This window comes from Pseudomonas fluorescens, from assembly GCF_902497995.1.
GTDB classification, from domain to species: domain Bacteria; phylum Pseudomonadota; class Gammaproteobacteria; order Pseudomonadales; family Pseudomonadaceae; genus Aquipseudomonas; species Aquipseudomonas fluorescens_BK.
Map to the genome: position 1 here is coordinate 295,890 of NZ_CABVII010000002.1, position 21,892 is coordinate 317,781.

Consider the following 21,892-nt stretch of genomic DNA (forward strand, 5'->3'; position numbering starts at 1 on the left):
TGCTATAGTTCGCGCCCTCATTTTTATCCCCGATGTGTTGCTCGCCCACCATGACCAAACGTGAAGCTCCAATCTACAAGGTGATTTTTCTCAATCAGGGCCAGGTGTACGAAATGTACGCCAAGCAGATCTATCAAAGTGATCTGTGGGGCTTCCTGGAAGTGGAAGAGTTCGTCTTTGGCGAGCGCACGCAAGTGGTCGTCGATCCGAGCGAAGAGAAGCTCAAGGCTCAGTTCGAAGGCGTTGTGCGCAGTTTTGTGCCGATGCATTCGATCGTGCGCATCGACGAGGTCGAGCGCCTCGGCACGCCGAAAATCAGCGAAGCCCGCGGCGCGGTCGGCAATGTCATGCCGTTTCCGATGCCGATGCCTGAGAAGTAGGTTTCAAGACCGAGTCGCACCCTTCGCGGGCAAGCCTCGCTCCTACAGGTCAGCGCTGTACTTGTAGGAGCGAGGCTTGCCCGCGAAGGGGCCAGTCAGAACAACGCAAAAATCAGGGCAGTGGCGAGAAAGGCGTACGCCCATCGGCGCTCTGCAATTCCATCAGATACTTACGAAATATTTGCCCCAGCACCTGCGTGGCCACCTCAAGTTCTTCCCGAGGCATCTTCTCGGCCACTTCGTCAGCCGTATCCAGCGCTTCTTCAGCGCCATTGACCGCGGCCATTTTCAGCACGATATACGCCTGAACGTTATTGGCCGGCACGCCTTCGCCGTGGAAAAACATGGTGCCGAGTTTGAATTGTGCCTGGGCGTGGCCTTGCAGCGAGGCCTTTTCGAAGTAGCTCAGGGCTTTTTTGAGGTCGCGCGGCGTATTTTTGCCGTCGTAGTAGAACTCACCCAACTCGTATTGCGCTTGCGCATCCCCTTCATTCGACGCTTTCTGGCAGGTGGCGAGTGCCTGTGCCAAATCTTGCGGCTGAGTATTGAGGGTGCAGCGACCCATCGCCGGGATTAACAACGAGTTGCCGCCTGCCTGTGCGAGCGCGAGCAGGGGCTGAAGGAGCAACAGGCAGCCCAATGCAAGGGTGCGGCCGGTGCGGTTCATGGGAATCGACTTACCTCTGGAGGGCGCGCGGACCCATCGAGGGGGATCCAATAAGCGCGCATTATGAAATAAGCAGGGCCAACCTTACAAAGTCTTTACTCGTTTTTCTGCTGCGCGGGGAATATATCGCCCACTTTGCCGGGAATTATTCGCAGATCAGCAGGAAAATGACGGGAGTGTAGGTAAAAGCTGACGCTGGCAATGGCCAGCGTCAGCGCCACCGGGTTATTTCAATGCGGCGAATGCGCGCTCGGCAGCATCCAGCGTCAATTTCAGCTCGGCTTCGCCATGGGCGATCGAAGTGAAGCCGGCTTCGAAAGCACTCGGCGCCAGGTACACGCCACCTTCAAGCATCAGGTGGAAAAAGCGCTTGAACAGATTGGCGTCGCTGGACATCACATCATCGAAGGTCACGATGTCGTCGGCACCGCTGAAGTACAGCCCGAACATGCCACCGGCCTGGGTGGTCACGAACGGGATGCCCGCGGCATCGGCGCGCTGTTGCAGGCCGTCGAGCAGGCGGCTGGTGTAGTCGGTCAATTCTTCGTGGAAGCCAGGGCGGCTGATCAGGCGCAGAGTCGTCAGGCCGGCAGCCATCGCCAGCGGATTACCCGACAGGGTGCCCGCCTGGTAGACCGGGCCCAGTGGCGCGATGTGCGACATGATTTCGCGTTTGCCGCCGAAGCAACCGACCGGCATGCCGCCACCGATGATCTTGCCAAAGGTGCTCAGGTCTGGCGTTACGCCGTAGTGGGCCTGGGCGCCGCCGAGGGCGACACGGAAACCGGTCATCACTTCGTCGAAAATCAGCACCACGCCGTGCTTGTCGCACAGAGTCCGCAGGCCTTCGAGGAAACCCGGTGCGGGCGGTACGCAGTTCATGTTGCCGGCCACGGGCTCGACGATGATGCAGGCCACGTCCTGGCCAACTTCGGCGAGCATGGTTTCTACTGCGTCGATATCGTTGAACGGCAGGGTCAGGGTGTGTTTGGCGAAGGCCGCCGGCACACCGGCCGAGCTCGGCACGCCCTGGGTCAGCGCGCCGGAGCCGGCCTTGACCAGCAGGCTGTCGGAGTGACCGTGGTAGCAACCTTCGAACTTGATGATGCTGTCGCGACCGGTGAAACCACGGGCCAGGCGAATGGCGCTCATGGTCGCTTCGGTGCCGGAGCTGACCATGCGCACCATTTCCATCGATGGCACGATCGAGCAGACCAGGTCGGCCATCTCGGTTTCCATCTCGGTCGGGGCACCGTAGGACAGACCGTGCTCAAGCTGTTTACGCACCGCGTCCAGTACGTCCGGGTGGCTGTGGCCGAGAATCATCGGCCCCCAGGAACCGACGTAATCCACATAACGCTTGTCGTCTTCGTCGGTGACGTAGGCGCCTTCCGCGTGTTTGAAGAACAACGGCGTGCCGCCAACGCTCTTGAATGCGCGAACAGGCGAGTTCACGCCACCGGGAATGTGTTTCTGGGCATTGGCAAACAGCGTTTCGGAACGAGACATGATCGGGCTCTCAAATCAGACTTTAAGCTACTTAAATAGACAGCAGTTCGTTGAATGCGCGGGCGCGGCGGGTCACTTCCGCCGTGCTCTCGGCACCAAACAGGCCATGGACCACCGCCAGCAGATCGACCCCATGGGCCACCAGCGGGGCGGCGTTATCCAGGGTGATGCCGCCGATCGCGCAGATCGGCAGGTGCAATTGGCTGCGGGCCTGGTCAAGCAGTTCGAGGCTGCAGGCTGGTGCGCCGGGTTTGGTGTTGGAGTTGAAGAAACGACCGAAGGCGACGTAACTGGCGCCTTCCTTGGCCGCTTGTTCGGCGAGTTCGAGTTGCGCGTGGCAGGTCGAACCGATGATCGCCTGGCGACCGAGCAGTGCGCGGGCCGGGGTCAGCGGCCCATCGGTCTGGCCCAGGTGCACGCCGACGTTCAGGCGTGCGGCCAGTTCGGCGTCATCATTGATGATCAGTCGGGTCTTGTAGCGCTCGCACAGATCGCGCAGGGCTTCGGCCTCGCGCAGGCGGCGGGCCTCGTCGCTGCTCTTGTCGCGGTATTGCAGCAGGGTGACGCCGCCTTCCAGCGCCGCCTCCACGTACGACAGCAATTTACCGGCCAGTAACTGGCTGTCGGTAATGGCGTAAAGGCCACGTAGTTTCATCGGACAATCCTTTTGGCTTTACGCATGGACAGTTACGAACAGAAATCCAGCGGCAGGCGGCGCGGTACGAACTGGCCTTTGCCCAACTGCTCGGCGTCACGCAGGGTACGCCAAGTGTAGTCAAGCGCGGTTCGCACGGCGCTGGGGAGGTTTTCACCCAGGGCCAGACGACCGGCCAGGGCGCTGGCCAAGGTGCAGCCGGAGCCGTGATAACTGCCGGGCAAACGCTGGCAGGTGAAGGTTTCACAGCTGCCATCACGGCTGTACAGACGATTGTGTATTTCGTCTTCATCGCCATGACCGCCGGTGATCAGCAAGTGCTTGACGTACGGCAAGAGTTTTTCAGCGCACTGGTCCGCGGTGCCTTCTGGCAGTTCGGCGAGAATGCGCGCTTCGGGAAGGTTAGGGGTGGCAATGATGGCCAGGGGCAGAAGACGTTCGCGCATGGCATAACCGACTTCGTCCTTGCCCAGTCGTCCGCCACCACCGGCGCGCAGCACCGGGTCGCAGACCATCGGCAAATGCGGGTGCGCCTGCAGCAGTTCGACCACGGTGTCGACCATTTCCAGGGAACCGAGCATGCCCAGTTTGACTGCCGCGACTTCGGCATCGTTGAGCACGGCATTGGCCTGGGCCAACACCCACTCACGGTCGAGGACGCGGAAGTCAGACACGTTGACTGTGTCTTGCACGGTCAGGGCGGTGACGGCCGGGGCTGCATGACAACCCTGAGCGAGCAGGGCTTCGATATCTGCCTGCAAGCCGGCGCCACCACTTGGGTCGTGGCCGGAGAGACAGAGGACAACGGGGCGAGAGCTGTAGATATTCATGGTGCGCGAGCTTACCACCAAACTTCGTTTTTCGGGTGTCGTCCGATCAACCTTCAAGGAGGAATACCCATGCCCGTTCGAGGCATTGTCGCAATCTGACCGGGGAAACAGCTCTAGCTCAGGGTGTACAGCTGGAACGCCCGTTCTAGAGCCTTTGTAGGAAAAATTTCAATGGTGCACAATAGCCATCAACGACTATGCTAGGGTGGATCCAAGCCAATACAGGTATACCGGTTTTACGTCTACTCAAAGGGAATGAGGGGCTTCCTGAGATAACCGGACAGGCCACGCTGGGGCTTAAATGCGCTATTTGCTGATATTGCTGGTGTGCTTGCCCCTCATGGCGAGCGCCGTCGAGTTCGATGAATTCACCCAAAGCCTTCCCCTGGGCCGAACCCTGCAAGTGTTCGAAGACGCGAGTGGTCAGGCGACCATCGCCGATGTCCGCGCGCAAGCCGCTGCCGGACATTTCAAAGCCCACGATAAAGACACCCTCAACGCCGGGTATTCGCGTTCGGCGTTCTGGCTGAAAATCGACCTGCATTACCGCCCGACCAACCCGGCGGCGCAACGGACCTGGCTGCTGGAGCTGGCCTATCCACCCCTTGATCACCTTGATCTGTACGTGCCCGATACGACCGGTGGCTATCAGCTGGCCAGGCAGACCGGCGATGCCTTGCCGTTCGCCAGTCGCGAGATTCGCCAGAACAATTATTTGTTCAATCTGGGGATCTCCCCCGATCAAGCGCAGACCCTGTACCTGCGTCTGCAAAGCGAGGGGTCGATCCAGGCGCCGGTGACGTTGTGGTCGAGCACCGCTTACCTCGAAGAACAGCCGGTGCGCCTTTATGTGCTGGGCGTGATCTATGGTGTGTTACTGGGGATGCTGGTCTACAACCTGTTCATCTACCTCAGCGTACGTGACACCAGTTATCTGTATTACATCTTCTATATCGCCTCGTTTGGCTTGTACCAGCTGTCGGTGAACGGCGCGGCCGTGGAGTATTTCTGGCCGGACAATCCCTGGTGGACCAACGCGGCGACGCCATTCTTCATCGGTTGGGCAGGACTGTTCGGCAGCCAGTTCGCTCGCAGCTTCCTGCAGACCGCCACCTACAGCCGCTGGCTCGACCGCTTGCTGTTGACGCTGATTGCGTTCGGCGCAGTGGTAGTCGGGCTATCGTTGATGACCAGCTATGCCCTGGCCCTGCGTCTGGCGACGGCCCTGGCGCTGACATTCACCGTGGTGATTTTTGCCGCGGGGATTTTCGTCTGGGTGCGCGGCCTGCGGGTGGCGCGGTATTTCATCATCGCGTGGTCGGCGTTTTTACTCGGGGGCATCATCAATACGCTGATGGTGCTGGGGTATCTGCCGAACGTGTTCCTGACCATGTATTCCAGCCAGATCGGCGCGGCGATTGAGGTGGCGCTGCTGTCGCTGGCCCTGGCCGACCGCATCAATGCCATGCGCGAGCAGCAGGCGCAGACGTTGTTTGGCGCCGGACAAAAGCTCGAAGTGCTGAACCAGCAACTGGCGCACAGCAACAGGCTCAAGGATGAATTCCTGGCGACCCTGACCCACGAACTGCGCACACCCATGAACGGTGTGATCGGTTCGCTGGAACTGATGCAGACTATCGAGATGGACGCCGAACTGGAGCAATACCAGCAAACGGCGGCGGGCTCGGCGCGCGACATGATGCGCATGGTCAATGGCATCCTGACCCTGACCGAACTCCAGGCCGGCAAGCCCAAGGCTGTTGCGGTCATCTTCAGTTTGCGCGGCGTGATCGACGCCTTGCGAGTGCAGTTCGAGGGCAATGCCTCGGGCAAGTCGCTGGATTTCAAGGTCGACGCGGCGCCGGGGCTGCCGGATCGCCTGCACGGTGACAGTGCCAAGTTGGCGCAATGCCTGGAATGTCTGCTGGATAACGCCATCAAGTTCACCCGGATCGGCGGGGTGGCGTTGCGGGTGACGGGTAAACCCGTGGGGGCCGACCGGCTGGCACTGTCCTTTGTGGTGATCGACACCGGCATCGGTTTCACCGACCTGGGAGAGGCGACTCTGTATCAGCGGTTTTTCCAGCTCGACGGTTCGATGACCCGTGAATACGGTGGCCTGGGCATCGGACTGGCGATCTGTCGGCAATTGATCGAATTGCTGGGCGGGCGTCTGACTCACCGCTCCGAGCCCGGGCGCGGCAGCCGTTTTCAGCTCGACGTCGAATTCGAACTGCCCGTGGTGGAACGCTCATCAGTGCCTTCGATGGCTCGGGCGCGCCTGCGACTGCCTGAGGACTGCACCGTGCTGTTGATCGATGACAACAGCGTCAATCAACTGGTGATGCGTGGCATGTTGCTCAAGTTGGGGTTCCGGGTGCGCACGGCCGACACCAGTAGCGCTGCGCTTGGTCATTTGCAGCGCGAAGCGTGCGACGCCGTACTGCTCGATAGCCAGTTGCCGCCACTGGATGGCATGTCCGTGCACTGCCGGATCCGCACATTGCCGGGTTGCGCCGAACTGCCGGTATTCGTGGTTGCCCCGGGCACTGCTCGGGAACGTTGCCCGACCGGCGCTTTGATCGATTACCTGAGCAAACCGGTGAAATTCGAGGACCTGCAGGCCGTGCTCTATCGTCGGGTGCTTTGTTCCGGACAAGGCGAAAGCGCCGACAGTTAGGCAGATATGACACTTTGTTCGGCCGTGGGGCGGTGCTTAACTGAAAATCCCTTGGCTGACCAAAGGAGCCCCGTCATGAACCTGCATCAGTTCGCCGAAACCCACGAAGTCACCAACCAGCCACCGTCGCTGGACGGCACCAACCTGTATCGCATCGACCTGCCCCTGCAGGAGTGGTCGCGGCGTTTTGGCGCCGGTTGGGCCGAGTCGCGGATCGACGCCTACGGCGCACTGGCCGGCGGGCCGCTGATGGAAGCGGGTTTTTTGGCTAATCTGAACAAACCGGTGTTCAGCAGTCACGATCGTTATGGGCATCGCGTCGACCTGGTGGAATTTCACCCGGCGTATCACCAGCTGATGCGCACGGCGGTCAAGCACGGCTTGACCTCATTGCCCTGGGCGCATCCGCAGTCCGGCGCCCACGTCGCCCGCGCCTCCATGACGTACCTGCACAGCCAGGCCGAAGCCGGCAGTGGCTGCCCGTTGACCATGACGTTTGCCAGTGTCCCGGCGATGCGCCTGCAACCGGATCTGGCGCAGCTGTGGCTGCCGAAAATCCTCGCCACCGAATACGACCCGCGCAACGTCGGCATGGCGCACAAGGCCGGTGTCACCATCGGTATGGCAATGACCGAGAAGCAGGGCGGCACTGATGTGCGGGCCAATACCACCAAGGCCTATCCGGTCGGCGCCAGCGGTCCGGGCCAGGCCTATGAACTGGTGGGCCACAAGTGGTTCTGTTCGGCACCGATGTGCGATGCCTTCCTGACGCTCGCCCAGACTGACAAGGGGTTGACCTGTTTCCTGCTGCCGCGCCATCGCCCGGACGACACGCGCAACCAGTTCTATATCCAGCGTCTGAAGAACAAGCTGGGCAATTGCTCCAACGCCTCCAGCGAAGTGGAGTTCCGTGGAGCCCTGGCCTGGATGGTAGGCGAAGAAGGCCGAGGTGTTCCCACCATCATCGAAATGGTCGCCATGACCCGCTTCGATTGCATGGTCGGTTCAAGCGCCTTGATGCGCCAGGCGTTGACCCAGGCCAGCCATCACTGCGCTCATCGCCGGGTGGGTGGCAAACTGCTTAGCGAACAACCCTTGATGCAAAACGTATTGGCCGACCTGGCGCTGGAAAGCGAGGCGGCCCTGGCCTTGAGCCTGCGCATGGGGCGGGCGCTGGATCATCTGGATGACAGTCACGAAGCGAAATTCGCCCGGCTGGTCACGGCGGTGGGCAAGTACTGGATCTGCAAGCGCGCGCCCGCAATGATCAACGAAGCCGCCGAATGCATGGGCGGCGCCGGCTATGTCGAAGACAGCATCCTGCCGCGTTTGTACCGTGAGGCGCCGGTCAATTCGACATGGGAAGGCTCCGGCAACGTGCAATGCCTCGACGTGCTGCGAGCGTTGTCCAAGGAGCCGGGTGTGCTTGATGTGTTGTTCAGCGAATTGGGTGATGGTCATGGCGACAAACGGCTGGCCGCGCATATCAGCCAATTGCAGGCCGCGTTCAAGGACACCGACGACATTCAGTACCGCGCCCGGCAGCTGACCGAAGACATCGCGCTGGGGCTTCAGGCCAGGCTGTTGCTGGAGGCGGGCAATGCGGCGGTCAGCGATGCGTTTATCGCCAGCCGCCTGGGTTCGGCCGGTCGGGTGTATGGCGCGTTGCCGCGAGGATTGGATGTGCAAGCGATAGTAGCCCGTTCGACCCCGCAAGGATTCTGACCCGGTTTCGTGAACGACACCGAACCCATGTGGGAGCGGGCTTGCTCGCGAAGAGGCCGTGTCAGTCGATAGATATGTCGACTGACACACCGTATTCGCGAGCAAGCCCGCTCCCACTTTGGATCTTCTGTGGACTTGGCATTTGTGTAACAACCACTGTTCCCGTGAAGCGATGTTGCAGGCAAGATGAAGGCCTGCAAGTCAGACCACAGGATGCTGATCGTGACCGAAGCTTTTATTGTCGTTCAAACCGCCGAGCAAGCCGTGGATCGGCTTGCGCTCTTGCACAATCGTGCAACCACCGCGCTGAACCAGGCGCTCAAGCGTTACCTCAAGGATCGAGTCGAACCGGACGCCGAACAGCGTGCAATGTTTCGTTATCCCGAATTGCGTCTGACCTACCACTGCCAGGGCGAAGTCCCGCAGACCACGCGCGCTTATGCCAAGGTTCAGCTGCCCGGAACCTATAGCGTCACCGTCACTCACCCGGCCGCTTTCCGCAAATACCTGCTGGAACAACTCGTTCCCCTGATGCACGACTTCACCGTGACCGTGGAAGTGGGCATCAGCCAGCAGAACATTCCTTATCCCTACGTGGTCGAGCAGGGCGATGAGCTGGCCGGCTCCGGCGTCACCGCCGCCGTGCTGGCGCGGGTCTTCCCCAGTACTGACCTGTCGGCCGCGACCGATGGCATTGCCGATGGTTTGTACGATTGGGAAAACACCGATCCGCTGCCGCTGGCGCTGTTCGATGCCGCACGGGTGGATTTCTCCCTGCGTCGGCTGGTGCACTACACGGGCAGCGACTGGCGTCATGTGCAGCCGTGGATTCTGCTGACCAACTACCACCGCTACGTCGACCAGTTCATCGTCCATGGCCTGGAACAGTTGCGCAATGATCCGCGTTTCGTGCGCATGGTTCTGCCGGGCAACGTGATCATTGAAAAGAGCATGGACCACGGCGAAGCCTCGGCAATTGCCGCGGGTGTGGTCTGGCACCGTTACCAGATGCCGGCCTATCACCTGATCGCCAGCGATGGTCACGGCGTGACCCTGGTGAACATCGGCGTCGGCCCATCCAACGCCAAGAACATCACCGACCACCTGGCCGTATTGCGCCCGCATTGCTGGTTGATGATCGGTCACTGCGGCGGCTTGCGTCAGTCCCAGACCATTGGTGACTATGTGCTGGCGCACGCTTACATGCGCCGCGACGGGATTCTCGACCGCGTGGTGCCGCCGAACATTCCGATTCCGGCCCTCGCCGAAGTGCAGATGGCCTTGCAGCAAGCCGCGGCGAATATCACTGGCGAGAAGGGTGACGAGTTGAAGAAACGCCTGCGCACCGGCACCGTCCTGACCTATGACGACCGCAACTGGGAATTGCGCTGGGCCCAGGAGCGGCCGTTGATCAACCTGTCGCGCGCGGTGGCGGTGGACATGGAAAGCGGCACCATTGCGGCCCAGGGTTATCGCTTGCGGGTGCCGTACGGTACGTTGCTCTGCGTGTCCGACAAACCCTTGCACAGCGAAATCAAACTGCCGGGCTCGGCCAACGCCTTCTATGAACGTGCGGTCAGCCAGCACTTGAAGATCGGCATCGAGGCGGTGGATCTGTTGCGCACCGAGCTCAACTCGCTGCACTCGCGCAAACTGCGCAGCTTCGACGAGCCGCCGTTCCGCTGATAGCGCGTTGTCATGGTCATTTGGCGGTCAGGGCACTAGCATTAGCAGCCCTGACCGTTAGATGTTCCCTTGCCCATGTCTCGTCCTCAACGTCCCGTCTCTCGCCGTCCTGGCGCGAATAATCCGCCATCAGCCCCGCGCCGTGTCGCCAAAGCGCCGCCGGCCGAGCCGAAGCTGATTCTGTTCAATAAACCCTTCGATGTGTTGACGCAGTTCAGCGATGGCGAGGGGCGGGCGACGCTCAAGGATTTCATCGATATCCCCGGGATTTACCCGGCAGGCCGTCTGGACCGCGACAGCGAAGGCCTGTTGTTATTGACCAACGACGGACAGCTGCAGGCGCGGATCGCCGACCCGAAACACAAACTGGCCAAGACCTATTGGGTGCAGGTGGAAGGCGAGCCGAGCGCCGGACAGTTGCAGCGTTTGCGCGACGGCGTCGAGTTGAACGACGGCATGACCTTGCCAGCCCAGGCGCGGCAGCTTGAAGAGCCGCAATTATGGCCGCGCAATCCGCCGGTGCGCTTTCGCAAGAGCGTGCCAACCAGCTGGCTTGAGCTGGTGATTCGCGAGGGTCGCAACCGTCAGGTGCGGCGCATGACAGCGGCGGTCGGCTTGCCGACGTTGCGCCTGGTGCGCGTCAGAATCGGCGACTGGTCGATCGAAGGGCTCGACCAGGGCCAGTGGAAGGAAGTGCCGGCGCGTTTAAATTGAGCCGGACTCGATCAGGCCGATGACCACGCTTTTGATCACGAACGCGGCCACGCCCAGACCGAGCACGAAGAACAGGATGAACGAGCCAAAGCGCCCGGCCTTGGATTTTTTCGCCAGATCCCAGACGATGAAACCCATGAAAATGATCAGGATGCTGACCAGTCCGGTCATCATCCACTCTTCGAATACTGCAGGATCCATCGGACATCTCCAGCGCGGGCGGGGCTAAAAGGCGCTGGAGTATACGTCATGGGGGAGTGGTGGGGGATTGACCTGCGGCAGTGTGTCGCAGCTATTCGTCGGCCTTTGCCGGCCCCTTCGCGGGCAAGCCTCGCTCCTACGGGTTTGTGCCGTTCACGAGATTACGGCCCACAACAACCCCGTAGGAGCGAGGCTTGCCCGCGAAGGCGTCTTCAGCTACGCAGATGAGTCAAAGGCAATTCAGTACTGTTGAGCACCTGATTCAACACAAAACTCGAGCGCACACTGGTCACCCCGTCAATCCGGGTCAGATGTCCCAGCAGCAGCTTCTGATAGTGATCCATGTCTGGCACCACCACCTTGAGCTGGTAGTCCGCATCCATCCCCGTCACCAAACTGCATTCCAGCACCTGAGGCAATGTCCGGATCGCGGCTTCGAAGTTCTCGAACCGCTCCGGCGTATGCCGGTCCATGCCGATCAGTACGTAGGCAGTCAGGCTCAGGCCGAGCATTTTTCGGTCCAATAGCGCCACCTGGCGGGAGATGTAGCCGTCGTCTTCCAGTTGCTTGACCCGGCGCGAGCAAGGCGAGGGTGACAGGCCGATGCGTTCGGCCAGCTCCTGGTTGGAGATGCGCGCGTCGCGCTGCAATTCCGCCAAAATGCTCAGGTCGTATCGGTCGAGTTTGCTCATCAATCAGGCCTTTGTCATATCAATTGCGGCAGATTATCTATCCAGGGTTAAAAATTGCGCAAGTCATGTTTATTTGAGCAATCTTCGCAATCCTCTGCCAAGGCCTCCAGCCTATTCTTATCACCAGAATCACTGCTCGGACAAACAGTCCACAGCGGCTCGCCCAATCAGGCCAGCTGCGGTCGCCACCCCCACAGGGGATGAGTCGGCCCCCGAGCTGCACACTGTCCAGAAGACGGCGTGAGGTGAGCCGGCGTCAAAAGCGTCGAGCACGGACGAAGTTCTCAAAGGGAGGCCGACGGGTCTCCCTTTTCTTTTGCCCGCCATTTACCTTCCGTCCTTATCAGGTGTCTTGTTGAGCCCTGGCTGCCAGCACCACTTCCTGCGGGTCGGCGTGCACCAGCACTTCGGCTCGCGGATAAGCCGCGTGAATCGCATCGGCGGCTTGGTCGCTGATGCCGTGGGCGACTGACAGCGTCAACTCGCCCGGCAATTCCAGGTGCAATTGCACAAACCACTGGTTACCGGAAACCCGCGTGCGCAGGTCATGCGCGCCCAAGACTCCCGGCACGCTGCACGCCAGTTCGAGCATGTGCTGGCTGACATCCGGCGGCAGTTCTTCATCCATCAGCACCGTGAAGCTTTCCCGGGCGATCTGAATCGCGCTCCAGAGAATGTAGGCGGCGATCCCCAGGCCGAACCAGGGGTCGACCTGATGCCAGCCAAACCCGGCCAGCACCAACGCCACCAGGATGCTGCCGTTGAGCAACATGTCCGAGCGGTAATGCAGGGAGTCGGCACGTACCGCGTTGGAACCGGTGGCCTTGACCACCCGATGTTGCAGCATCAGCAGCGCCAGGGTCAGCGCCAGGGAAAATACGATGACTCCGATGCTGATCCAAGGTGCTCCCACCGGTTCCGGGTGCTTCAACCGGTCGACGGCCTGCAAGGCGATCAGCACCGCGCTGCCGCCAATGAACAGGGCCTGCGCCATACCCGCCAACGACTCGGCCTTGCCATGCCCGTATCGGTGATCCTCATCGGCGGGGCGCAAGGCGTAATGCACCGCCAGCAGGTTGAGCAGCGAGGTGACGCCGTCGAGGGCCGAATCGGTCAGCCCGGCAAGCATGCTCACCGAGCCACTCAACCACCAGGCGATGGCTTTGGCGACGATCAACGCACAGGCCACCGCTACCGAGGCACGGGTCGCCAGCCGCAGCAGGCGGGCGTGTTCGGAGCTGGAGATCATAGGGGCGGCGTGTCCTTTCAGTGCGAATTATGCGGCAGGTTGCAGGCCGAACATCGCCAGTTGCTGAGCACTGCCCTTGTGCTGGATCAGGCGTGGGTCGTCCAGCGGGAAGCTGCGGCCCAGTTCGGTTTCGAGAATGGTCTGCAATTTATGGGTATCGACCTTGCCGTCCGCGCCGATGGCTTCCTTGAGTTTTTCCGGAGCCACCTGGGCGGTCTTGCCTGGCTCGAAGTAAATCGCGCCGGTAGCGAAGTCCACGGCAAAGGCGATCAGGCCGGGGATGATGTAGAACAGCAGGCCCACAGCATCGAGTACGGCGATGGCCGGGTCGATTTTACCGTCAATCTGGCCACGACGGTCAGGGTAGAAAATCGAACCGCAGGCGGTGACCTGGGTCAGCAACGTCGCGATCAGTACACCGCCAATCAAGCGAAAGGGAGCACGCATATGAAATCTCCTGAGTCATCTGGAAAACGAAGCGTCGTCAATATGAATTAGGACCGCGACAAACGCCGAGCAGTTCGCCGTTATACTCGCCGCTCTGTTTTGGAGCCAGCATGATTTCTTTGCCGATCGATGAAGTTTTACCCGCCCTGCGTGAAGCCTTGGCGACACGCCACGAAGCCGTGCTCGAAGCACCGCCCGGCGCCGGTAAAACCACCCGCGTGCCTTTGGCCTTGCTCAACGAGACCTGGCTGGCCGGGCAGACCATTCTGATGCTCGAACCGCGTCGGCTGGCCGCGCGGGCGGCGGCGGAGCGTCTGGCGAGTGAGCTGGGTGAGAAAGTCGGTGAAACTGTCGGCTATCGCATTCGTCTCGATAGCAAAGTCGGCCCCAAGACCCGCATTGAAGTGGTCACCGAAGGCATCCTCACCCGGCGTTTGCAGGACGACCCGGCACTGGAAGGCGTGGGCCTGCTGATTTTCGACGAATTCCACGAGCGCAGCCTCGATGCCGACCTGGCGTTGGCCCTGAGTCTGAATGGCCGGGAATTGTTTCGCGACGATCAGCCGCTGAAAATCCTCTTGATGTCGGCAACCCTGGAAGGCGAACGCCTGGCCGGGTTGCTCGATGACGCGCCGATCCTGCGCAGCGAAGGCCGCATGTACCCGGTGGCGATGCGCTGGGGCCGACCGTTCCAGCCGGGTGAATTCATCGAGCCGCGTCTGGTGCAAACCATTCTCGACGCCTTGAACGATGAAACCGGCAGTGTGCTGGTGTTTCTGCCGGGGCAGGCGGAAATCCGTCGCGTGCATCAACAACTGGCCGATGCGCTGGGTGAGAGCACGCAGGTGTTGCTCTGCCCATTGCACGGTGAGCTGGACCTGGCGGCCCAACGCGCCGCAATCGATCCGGCCCCCGCAGGCAAACGCAAAGTGGTGCTGGCGACCAACATCGCCGAGACCAGCCTGACCATCGACGGCGTGCGCGTGGTGATCGATGCCGGGCTGGCGCGGGTGCCGCGGTTCGATCCCGGCAGCGGCATGACCCGGCTCGACACCCAGCGCATCTCCCGTGCCAGTGCCACGCAGCGCGCGGGCCGGGCAGGGCGGTTGGAGCCGGGCGTGTGTTATCGGTTGTGGTCCCAGGATCAGCATGAACAATTGGCGGCCTATGCCAGTGCGGAAATTCTCTCGGCGGACCTCGCCGGCCTGGCCTTGCAACTGGGTCGTTGGGGTGTGACACCGGGACAACTGGTGTGGCTCGATGTGCCGCCAGCCGCCGCTTATGCACAGGCTCAGGACTTGCTTGATCGCCTGGGCGCCCTGGACGGTGAAGCGCTGACCCGTCACGGCCAGACAATGGCCCAATTGCCAGCGCATCCGCGTATCGCGCATTTGCTGTTGCGTGGTCAGGCACTCGGCCTGGCCGACATGGCGTGCGATGTCGCGGCGCTGCTCGGCGAGCGGGATATCTTGCGCGGCGCCGGGGCGGATCTGCACAGCCGATTGGCGCTGTTGTCCGGCGAAGAACGAGCCGCACGCGGCGCTCAGGGCGGGGTGCAACGGGCCCGGCAAATGGCGCGGCAGTATCGTGGTTACCTGCGTGGCAAAGCCTCGGAGCCAGTCAGCGATCCGGATCATCCGCGCTGGCTCGGCGCGTTGCTGGCGCTGGCTTATCCGGATCGCGTTGCCCAGCAGCGACGGGCCGGTGGTGCGGAGTATCGTCTGGCCAACGGGCGTGCGGCGCTGTTCGCCGAAGCCGACAGCTTGATGAAACAACCCTGGCTGGTGATCGCCGATCTCGGCAGTCGCCAGGGCCAGCGTGAGGAACGGATTTATCTGGCGGCGGATTTCGAGCCGGCATTGTTCGACTCGGTATTGGCGGAGCAGGTGCGCTCTGTCGATCACCTGGATTGGGATGAGCGCGAAGGCGTGTTGCGCGCCGAGCGCCAGCGCAAGGTCGGGGAACTGATCCTCAGCCGTGAACCCCTGACCGGCCTCGATGAAAGCGCCCGCAGCCAGGCGCTGGTGAATCTGGTGCGGCGCAAGGGCCTGGAACTGTTGCCATGGACCCCGGAGCTGCGTCAGTGGCAGGCACGGGTGGCGTTGTTGCGGCAGCTGGACCTTGGCAGCAAGGCCGAGAGTGAATGGCCGGATGTCAGCGACGCCGCCCTGCTCAAAAACCTCGAACACTGGCTGATGCCGTACCTGGGCAAAGTGTCGCGGCTCAGTCACTTCGCCAATCTGGACTTGTCGAACATTGTTCATAACCTGCTGCCGTGGCCGTTGCCGCAACGGCTGGATGACCTGGCGCCGCATCATCTGAGCGTGCCCTCGGGATCGTCGATTCGCCTGGATTACAGCGAGCAGCCGCCGATTCTGGCGGTGCGTTTGCAGGAGCTGTTCGGCCTGGCTGACACCCCGCGTATTGCCGGTGGCCGGCAAGTGGTCAAGTTGCACCTGCTGTCCCCGGCGCGGCGGCCAGTGCAGGTGACACAGGACCTGGCGAACTTCTGGCGCAGCACCTATGCCGAGGTGAAGAAGGATTTGAAGGGGCGCTACCCGAAGCACTACTGGCCGGATGATCCGCTGGTGGCCGAGGCGACGGCGCGGATCAAACCGCGCAAATAATCCCGCCACCCACCGCCTTGTAGGAGCGAGGCTTGCCCGCGAAGGCTTCACCGCGGTATGCCTGGGGAATCGCGTTATCGTTCTTCGCGGGCAAGCCTCGCTCCTACAGGGACGGGTGTGGTTTTTGAGCCTTCGCCGTCAACTGCTCCCGACAATAATCGGCAAACAACTGCGCCGGTTTGGTCAGTTGCCCACGCTTGAGCCACGCCGCCACCAACCCTGAGCCGGTGACGTCTTCGACGATGTCCACGCACACCACTTTCTGCCCGTCATAGGTGTACTCCGAATGGGGTCTGGTGACCAGGATCGAAAAACCGAATCCTTGGCCGACCATCCCCCGGACCATCTCGATCGAGGGTGAGCTGAAGGCGATATTTGGCGCCAGGCCCAGCTCTTCGAACAGGCTGACGAAGTAGGTCCGGCTCGGTTGCACGTCCAGCAGAATCATCGGTTCCAGGCACAGATCGCGCAGCGACACTTGCTTGAGTTGGGCAAAGCGATGATCCGCCGGCAGCAACGCATAGGGCCGCTGCGCCGGCATCAGTGGTTCGGTCTGGATTGTGGCGTCGAGGTCGTGTTCATACAGGATCGCCAGGTCGAAAGTGCCGGAGGTCAGGCCTTGCACCAACTCCTGCTGCTCGCCGTCGCGGATGCGGATTTTCACCCCCGGGTACAGCGCCGAGAATCCGGCAATCAACTGCGGCAGAAGCAGCGGCGCGACCGTTTCGAAGCAGCCGATATCGATTTGCCCCGCCACCACGTCGTTGTCGGCGAGGGCGTTCTGTTCGAACTCCTTGGCCATGCGCAGCAGTTCCTGGGCCTTGCGGTAAAAGCGTGCACCGCTGGGGGTCAGGGACACGCCCTGGGCGTGATGGCGGATCAGCAATTGCACGCCGAAGCTGTCCTCCAGGCCTTTGATCGCCGTGGAGATCGCCGGCTGGGCGATGTACAGCTTGCGCGACGCCTCGGCCACACTGCCGCACTCGACGGTGGTGATGAAGTATTTCAGTTGACGCAAGTTGTAGGCAGCCACGGCAAACCTCGGTGTGGATGGTCTCGACATCCAGGTAAATTTCGCGCCGCTCGCGTCCGTTCCGACGACGGTGTTGTCATGCCTGAACAATAACCACATACCGCTCAACCGGGGGGATTGGCTGCCCAGTTTTTTCATGGTCTGCGAAGACATTTTTACTGTGTTGCATTCGCCGATCGAAAAGCGCTCGTCCATCGAGATGAAGTGCAAGATCCAGGGGCTGTTGCAGGATGAGCTGGAAGAACATTGACTTCACCGCACCCCCCTTGGAGCTGGCTTGTCGGATCGCCGCACCGCAGTGAAGGCGGCTGCACATTCAACATTAATGTTGCCTGACACACCGCCTTCGCGAGCAGGCTCGCTCCCAAAGGTTTTGCATCGTCCTGGAGTCCGGCGCTAAGGCGCAGCCGGCAACAGGAACCGCGCAATCACCGGCAAGTGATCGGAGATGCGCAACGTATCGTCCTGCCTCACCATCGCCGCGACCCGTTTGATCCGCGGGCTGTAGAACAGGTAATCGACAGTCCGGTCCGGACCGTCCAAGCCTGGATCATTCGGATAATGGGTCAGCCAGCGCGCCCGCTCGACACCGCCGGCTTCGTTGTTGGTCGGGATCATCGGGTACTTGTCCCACAACACATGCAGCGCGCTGTCGGCGGAGTAGACCGTGCGTTGCGCGTCGGGCAGGCGTCGATATTGTCCCAGGGGCAACAGATCGAAGTCGCCGCCGATCAGCCACGGCGTACCACGGCTTTCGAGCTTATCGATTACTTTGGCCACGGCGCTCACCTGGGCCTGCGTATCGTCGGGAGGGATGACGTGGTCCAGATGGGTATTGAGCACCGCGACCTGAGCGCCGTCGCTCAACGGCAGGTACGTGACCAACAAGGCGTTTTTCGGTTTGAACTGGCGGCTGATCAGGTTGGCCGGCACCTCTGGTAATTGCAGGCGTTCGGCGTGTCCGATCCGGTAGCGGCTGAGGGTCGCCAGTTGCCGGCCGACGCTACCGAAGATGTGCGGTTCAGGCACGAAGTCGGCCTTCCAGTCAAAGGCGTGGGTGCTGCACGGATACAGATCGGCGAGCCGTTCCTGGAGCAGTTTGAACTGGTTCTGGTAGTTAGTGGCCTTGGCGCCGTCGTCGAGCTCTTGCAACAGCACGATGTCCGGCTGTTCGTCACGGATCACCCGTGCCACTTCATCAAGACTGAAGGCCATGTCTTCGGTGGTGGGGCTTTCGTCGGTGCCGGCGGCCAGGTCGTTCCAGAACACATAGCGCTTGCCCGCCAGAAACTGAACGTTCCAGGTCATCACCTTCAACGCCTGGCCGGGGACCAGGGTGGGCGCCTGGGCGCTGCAACTGACCGGCAGCGCTTCCCTGGCTTCGGGGCGCCAGGTCAGGCTGTAGATCAGCACGCCAATCAGACCGACGATCAACAGGCCCAGCAGGGTGTAGCGCAGTAGACGGGTCATGGCTCGGCTTATCGCGTTACAAGAGTTGCCCCGAGCATAACCGAGAGCCGAGCCCATGGGGTAGAGCGGTCACAGTGGCCCGTCAGTTTCCTCGGGCACGACGCTGATCAGCATGAACAAGCGGAACAGCACCACGCTGGTGAACAGTTGCAAAAAGCTGTGGGCACTGTCGATCAGCACGGCAACCACCGGGTTCTGCGGTTCAGGATACGCCTGCAGGGTCACGCCCTTGAGCAGCCACAACGGGGCCATCACACACAGAATGCACACCAGGATGCGCAGGAAGTTGCCGCGGGTCAGGCGCAGGCTTTCCTTCATCGCCGCCAGCGGGGCCATGCCGCGCAATACCAGCAGGTATTCGCCGAACGCCAGCGTCACCATCAGCCAGATGCCCGGCAGGAAATACAGCGACAGGCCGATCAGTATCAGCAGGGTATTGAGCGCGGTGAGCAGGGCGAAACGCGGCCACAAGGTCGCGGACATGGCCAGCAGGTCACGGTTGCGCGGTGACTCGCCACGGCTGCGGGCATCGAGAAACAGAATCAGCGCGGCGGTGTACAGCGGATAGACCAGCAAGCCGACCATCACGCTGATACCGGGGAAACCCTCCGGCTCGGAGGAGTGGTCGACCACTTGTTGCAGCAGCGCTTCGAAGATCACCAGCGGCAGGCACAGCTGAACGATCTGGCCCAGATTGCGCTTGAAGAAATACAGGGAGTCACGCAGTACATCTAACGGATTCATCAGTCGGTATCGCAGGTTGAAAGCAGTGCTCCACTTTAACCGATGAAACCCTTCGGGGCGCAAACGTAAACGTTCGGTAAAGGTCATTGAAACATCCTGTATCAGCCTCCATTACGCAGGGGCACCTTTTCCGTAGTGGAAAAGGGCGACGATATTCCCGGCAATCTACGAGGTCGCCATGAACAGCGAAGAACAAACCCTGATCGATGGCCTGTTTTCCCGGCTGCAACAGGCCGAAACGGACTCAGCCCCGCGCGACGCCCAGGCCGAGGCGCGGATCAAGGAACACCTGACTCGCCAGCCAGCGGCAGGCTATTTCATGACCCAGGCGATTCTGGTGCAAGAGGCAGCGCTCAAAAGCCTCGATGAGCAGAACCAACAACTGGCCCGGCAAGTCCAGCAATTGCAGGCAGAACTGCAATCGGCCAAGACCCGGACGGCAGCTCCGGCACCGGCCAGTGGTGGCTTTTTGTCGAGCATTTTCGGCGGCGGCCCCCGTGATCCGCAGCCCGCACCGACTCAAAGTGCGCCCGTATCGAGCGGGGGTGGCTGGCGTGAACCGGCGCGGCCGTCGTTCAATACGCAGCCGCCCCAGCAAAACTTTGGCACCGCACCCCCTCAGCAGAACTACGCGCCGCAACAACAGGCCGGCAGCGGCTTTCTCGGCGGGGCACTGAAAACGGCGGCTGGCGTGGCGGGTGGCGTGATGCTGGCACAAGGCATCAGCAGCCTGTTCCATCACAATCAGCAGCCGGAAGTGGTTGAGGTCATCAAGGAAGAACCGGCCCAGGTCAACGATCAGGGCGACAGCGGCAATGGCTGGGGCGACGACCAGCGGGTGGCTGACAACGCCAGCGATCAGGGCGGATTCGCCGACGCTGACTACAGTGACGACAGCTCATCGTTCTTCGGCGGTGACGACGATTCCTTCGTCTGACACGCCATTCGTCCGGAGCGCAACGGCGCTCCGGGCCGATTATTCGCGGAACAATCCTTCAGGCTGGCATACTGGGCAACTTTTCGGGCCTGGTGCCCGATCCTGTCCGCGCGCCAGCGCTCCAACGAGGATGCACGGTGAAAAAGATCGCAGTATTCGCCGATGTCCAGAACCTCTATTACACCGTGCGTCAGGCCTATGGTTGCCACTTCAACTATGCCGCGCTGTGGGCTGACATCAGCAAACAGGGGGAGATCGTCGAGGCCTATGCCTACGCGATCGATCGCGGCGACAGCAAACAACAACAGTTCCAGCAGATCCTGCGCAACCTCGGTTTCACCGTGAAGCTCAAGCCCTACATCCAGCGCAGCGACGGCTCGGCCAAGGGCGACTGGGACGTGGGCATCACCCTCGATATCATGGACGCCGCCGATCATGTCGACGAAGTGGTGCTGGCCTCCGGTGACGGTGATTTCGACATGCTGCTGGAGCGCATCATCGCCAAGCACGGGGTGCAAGCGGTGGCCTACGGCGTGCCGGGCCTGACGGCCAACTCGCTGATCCGTGCCGCCAGCCGCTACGTGCCGATCGAAGGCGCGTTGTTGCTCAAAAATTGATTTTTACGGAGTTGAAACAGGTTTGGAACGCATAGCAGTCATCGACTTTGAAACCACCGGAATCTCCCCGAGCAGCAGCTGCCGGGCCACGGAAATCGCCGTGGTGATCCTTGAACAGGGGCGCATCGTCGAGCGTTACCAAAGCCTGATGAACGCCGGCGTGCGCGTGCCGGCCTTCATCGAACAGCTCACCGGCATCAGCAATGCCATGTTGCGCACCGCGCCATCGGCTGAACAGGTGATGAACGAGGTCAACGAGTTCGTCGGCATCACCCCGCTGCTGGCCCACAACGCCGCCTTCGACCAGAAGTTCTGGGACTTCGAGCTGGGGCGCATCAAACGCACGCGCCTGCAGAACTTTGCCTGCTCGCTGCTCCTCGCCCGCCGCCTGATGCCTGCGGCGCCGAACCACAAACTCGGCACCCTCACCACCTTCGCCAAACTGCCCCACACCGGCCAGGCTCACCGGGCCATGGCCGATGCCGAAATGGCGGCCAACCTGACGGCGTATCTGGCCCAGGAACTGCGGCAAAAGCATGGGTTGCGTGAGTTGTCCCATGAGCTGCTGGTCAGCTTGCAGAAAGTGCCGGCGGCGAAGATCAATGAGCATCTCAAGCGCCATCGCGGGTTCTAATACCACCACAGAACCCCTGTGGGAGCGGGCTTGCTCGCGAAAGCGGTGGGTCATTCGACGTTGATGTCGACTGACACTCCGCTTTCGCGAGCAAGCCCGCTCCCACAATGGATCTGCTGCAACTCTGGATCGACGTCATCTCCAGCTGCCCCACGGCACCCCGCATCCACCCCTTGTGTCATGCATTTTTCAAGGTTGTTTAATAACGCCTCCAGTCTGGCGAATGATCCTACCGAACATTAAGTATTGTCTGTCTTGCCCGCCATCTGCGGCATCGATAACCTCTGGGACGTCGCTGCCAATTCAGCGACCGGGACTGCAAGCCCACCTAAAATTTGTTTGGCGCCTATCGGCACACCTATAATCGCGTCGCTTTACTTGGCGACCATCGATTT

At 61.3% G+C, this 21,892-nt stretch carries 21 protein-coding genes; 10 read left to right on the forward strand and 11 right to left on the reverse strand.

What is annotated here, in order from left to right; all coding sequences use genetic code 11:
* Window positions 1-50 precede the first annotated feature (50 nt).
* Window positions 51-380: a DUF1820 family protein gene (locus F8N80_RS03295; protein WP_007894425.1), complete on the forward strand. Its 330-nt coding sequence runs from the start codon at window positions 51-53 to the stop codon at window positions 378-380.
* 112 nt (window positions 381-492) lie between these two features.
* On the opposite strand, the gene F8N80_RS03300 is transcribed toward F8N80_RS03295, so the two are convergent.
* The 4 genes from F8N80_RS03300 to F8N80_RS03315 form a co-directional block, all read right to left on the reverse strand.
* Complete coding sequence (locus F8N80_RS03300; protein WP_150744027.1) at window positions 493-1,047, reverse strand: tetratricopeptide repeat protein; 555 nt, start codon at window positions 1,045-1,047, stop codon at window positions 493-495.
* A gap of 225 nt (window positions 1,048-1,272) precedes the next feature.
* The gene (gene hemL, locus F8N80_RS03305; protein WP_150744028.1) at window positions 1,273-2,556 is read right to left on the reverse strand and encodes a glutamate-1-semialdehyde 2,1-aminomutase; all 1,284 of its coding nucleotides are present in this window, start codon (window positions 2,554-2,556) and stop codon (window positions 1,273-1,275) included.
* A gap of 31 nt (window positions 2,557-2,587) precedes the next feature.
* Window positions 2,588-3,211 carry a thiamine phosphate synthase gene (gene thiE, locus F8N80_RS03310; RefSeq protein WP_150744029.1) on the reverse strand — a complete coding sequence of 208 codons (624 nt, stop codon included), beginning with the start codon at window positions 3,209-3,211 and terminating at the stop codon, window positions 2,588-2,590.
* Between the two features lie 32 nt (window positions 3,212-3,243).
* Complete coding sequence (locus F8N80_RS03315; protein WP_150744030.1) at window positions 3,244-4,041, reverse strand: hydroxymethylpyrimidine/phosphomethylpyrimidine kinase; 798 nt, start codon at window positions 4,039-4,041, stop codon at window positions 3,244-3,246.
* Between the two features lie 301 nt (window positions 4,042-4,342).
* Between F8N80_RS03315 and F8N80_RS03320 the strand changes: the two genes are divergently transcribed.
* The 4 genes from F8N80_RS03320 to F8N80_RS03335 all read left to right on the forward strand — a co-directional run bounded on the left by F8N80_RS03320 (window position 4,343) and on the right by F8N80_RS03335 (window position 10,846).
* Window positions 4,343-6,721, forward strand: coding sequence for a hybrid sensor histidine kinase/response regulator (locus F8N80_RS03320; RefSeq protein ID WP_150783206.1), 2,379 nt, complete (start codon window positions 4,343-4,345; stop codon window positions 6,719-6,721).
* 75 nt (window positions 6,722-6,796) lie between these two features.
* Complete coding sequence (locus tag F8N80_RS03325) at window positions 6,797-8,446, forward strand: acyl-CoA dehydrogenase family protein (protein ID WP_150783207.1); 1,650 nt, start codon at window positions 6,797-6,799, stop codon at window positions 8,444-8,446.
* Window positions 8,447-8,632: 186 nt separating this feature from the next.
* A complete protein-coding gene (amn, locus tag F8N80_RS03330) occupies window positions 8,633-10,132 on the forward strand; it encodes an AMP nucleosidase (protein ID WP_191632851.1) in 1,500 nt (499 codons plus the stop codon).
* Window positions 10,133-10,207: 75 nt separating this feature from the next.
* Window positions 10,208-10,846 carry a pseudouridine synthase gene (locus F8N80_RS03335; protein ID WP_150783208.1) on the forward strand — a complete coding sequence of 213 codons (639 nt, stop codon included), beginning with the start codon at window positions 10,208-10,210 and terminating at the stop codon, window positions 10,844-10,846.
* Here F8N80_RS03335 and F8N80_RS03340 read toward each other — a convergent pair.
* The 4 genes from F8N80_RS03340 to F8N80_RS03355 all read right to left on the reverse strand — a co-directional run bounded on the left by F8N80_RS03340 (window position 10,838) and on the right by F8N80_RS03355 (window position 13,435).
* Window positions 10,838-11,047, reverse strand: a complete 210-nt coding sequence (locus F8N80_RS03340; protein ID WP_064675738.1) for a DUF2788 domain-containing protein — start codon at window positions 11,045-11,047, stop codon at window positions 10,838-10,840. The genes F8N80_RS03335 and F8N80_RS03340 overlap by 9 nt on opposite strands.
* Before the next feature lie 212 nt (window positions 11,048-11,259).
* Complete coding sequence (locus F8N80_RS03345) at window positions 11,260-11,739, reverse strand: Lrp/AsnC family transcriptional regulator (RefSeq protein ID WP_150744035.1); 480 nt, start codon at window positions 11,737-11,739, stop codon at window positions 11,260-11,262.
* Window positions 11,740-12,082: 343 nt separating this feature from the next.
* Window positions 12,083-12,988: a cation diffusion facilitator family transporter gene (locus F8N80_RS03350; RefSeq protein WP_150783209.1), complete on the reverse strand. Its 906-nt coding sequence runs from the start codon at window positions 12,986-12,988 to the stop codon at window positions 12,083-12,085.
* Window positions 12,989-13,015: 27 nt separating this feature from the next.
* Complete coding sequence (locus F8N80_RS03355) at window positions 13,016-13,435, reverse strand: polyribonucleotide nucleotidyltransferase (protein ID WP_150744037.1); 420 nt, start codon at window positions 13,433-13,435, stop codon at window positions 13,016-13,018.
* A gap of 110 nt (window positions 13,436-13,545) precedes the next feature.
* On the opposite strand from F8N80_RS03355, the gene hrpB reads away from it, so the two are divergent.
* Window positions 13,546-16,062, forward strand: a complete 2,517-nt coding sequence (gene hrpB / locus F8N80_RS03360; RefSeq protein WP_150783210.1) for an ATP-dependent helicase HrpB — start codon at window positions 13,546-13,548, stop codon at window positions 16,060-16,062.
* Between the two features lie 103 nt (window positions 16,063-16,165).
* On the opposite strand, the gene F8N80_RS03370 is transcribed toward hrpB, so the two are convergent.
* Window positions 16,166-17,095, reverse strand: coding sequence for a LysR substrate-binding domain-containing protein (locus F8N80_RS03370; RefSeq protein ID WP_150744039.1), 930 nt, complete (start codon window positions 17,093-17,095; stop codon window positions 16,166-16,168).
* Between the two features lie 13 nt (window positions 17,096-17,108).
* Between F8N80_RS03370 and F8N80_RS03375 the strand changes: the two genes are divergently transcribed.
* A complete protein-coding gene (locus F8N80_RS03375) occupies window positions 17,109-17,345 on the forward strand; it encodes a hypothetical protein (protein ID WP_150744040.1) in 237 nt (78 codons plus the stop codon).
* A gap of 146 nt (window positions 17,346-17,491) precedes the next feature.
* Here F8N80_RS03375 and F8N80_RS03380 read toward each other — a convergent pair whose 3' ends face one another.
* Window positions 17,492-18,565: an endonuclease/exonuclease/phosphatase family protein gene (locus tag F8N80_RS03380; RefSeq protein ID WP_150783211.1), complete on the reverse strand. Its 1,074-nt coding sequence runs from the start codon at window positions 18,563-18,565 to the stop codon at window positions 17,492-17,494.
* Window positions 18,566-18,634: 69 nt separating this feature from the next.
* Window positions 18,635-19,309, reverse strand: a complete 675-nt coding sequence (locus tag F8N80_RS03385; protein WP_150744071.1) for a YciC family protein — start codon at window positions 19,307-19,309, stop codon at window positions 18,635-18,637.
* Between the two features lie 178 nt (window positions 19,310-19,487).
* Between F8N80_RS03385 and F8N80_RS03390 the strand changes: the two genes are divergently transcribed.
* The 3 genes from F8N80_RS03390 to F8N80_RS03400 all read left to right on the forward strand — a co-directional run bounded on the left by F8N80_RS03390 (window position 19,488) and on the right by F8N80_RS03400 (window position 21,497).
* Window positions 19,488-20,246: a DUF2076 domain-containing protein gene (locus tag F8N80_RS03390; protein WP_150744042.1), complete on the forward strand. Its 759-nt coding sequence runs from the start codon at window positions 19,488-19,490 to the stop codon at window positions 20,244-20,246.
* Window positions 20,247-20,383: 137 nt separating this feature from the next.
* Window positions 20,384-20,863, forward strand: a complete 480-nt coding sequence (locus F8N80_RS03395; protein ID WP_064675757.1) for a LabA-like NYN domain-containing protein — start codon at window positions 20,384-20,386, stop codon at window positions 20,861-20,863.
* Window positions 20,864-20,885: 22 nt separating this feature from the next.
* Window positions 20,886-21,497: a 3'-5' exonuclease gene (locus F8N80_RS03400; RefSeq protein ID WP_150744043.1), complete on the forward strand. Its 612-nt coding sequence runs from the start codon at window positions 20,886-20,888 to the stop codon at window positions 21,495-21,497.
* The last annotated feature ends 395 nt before the right edge of the window (window positions 21,498-21,892 follow it).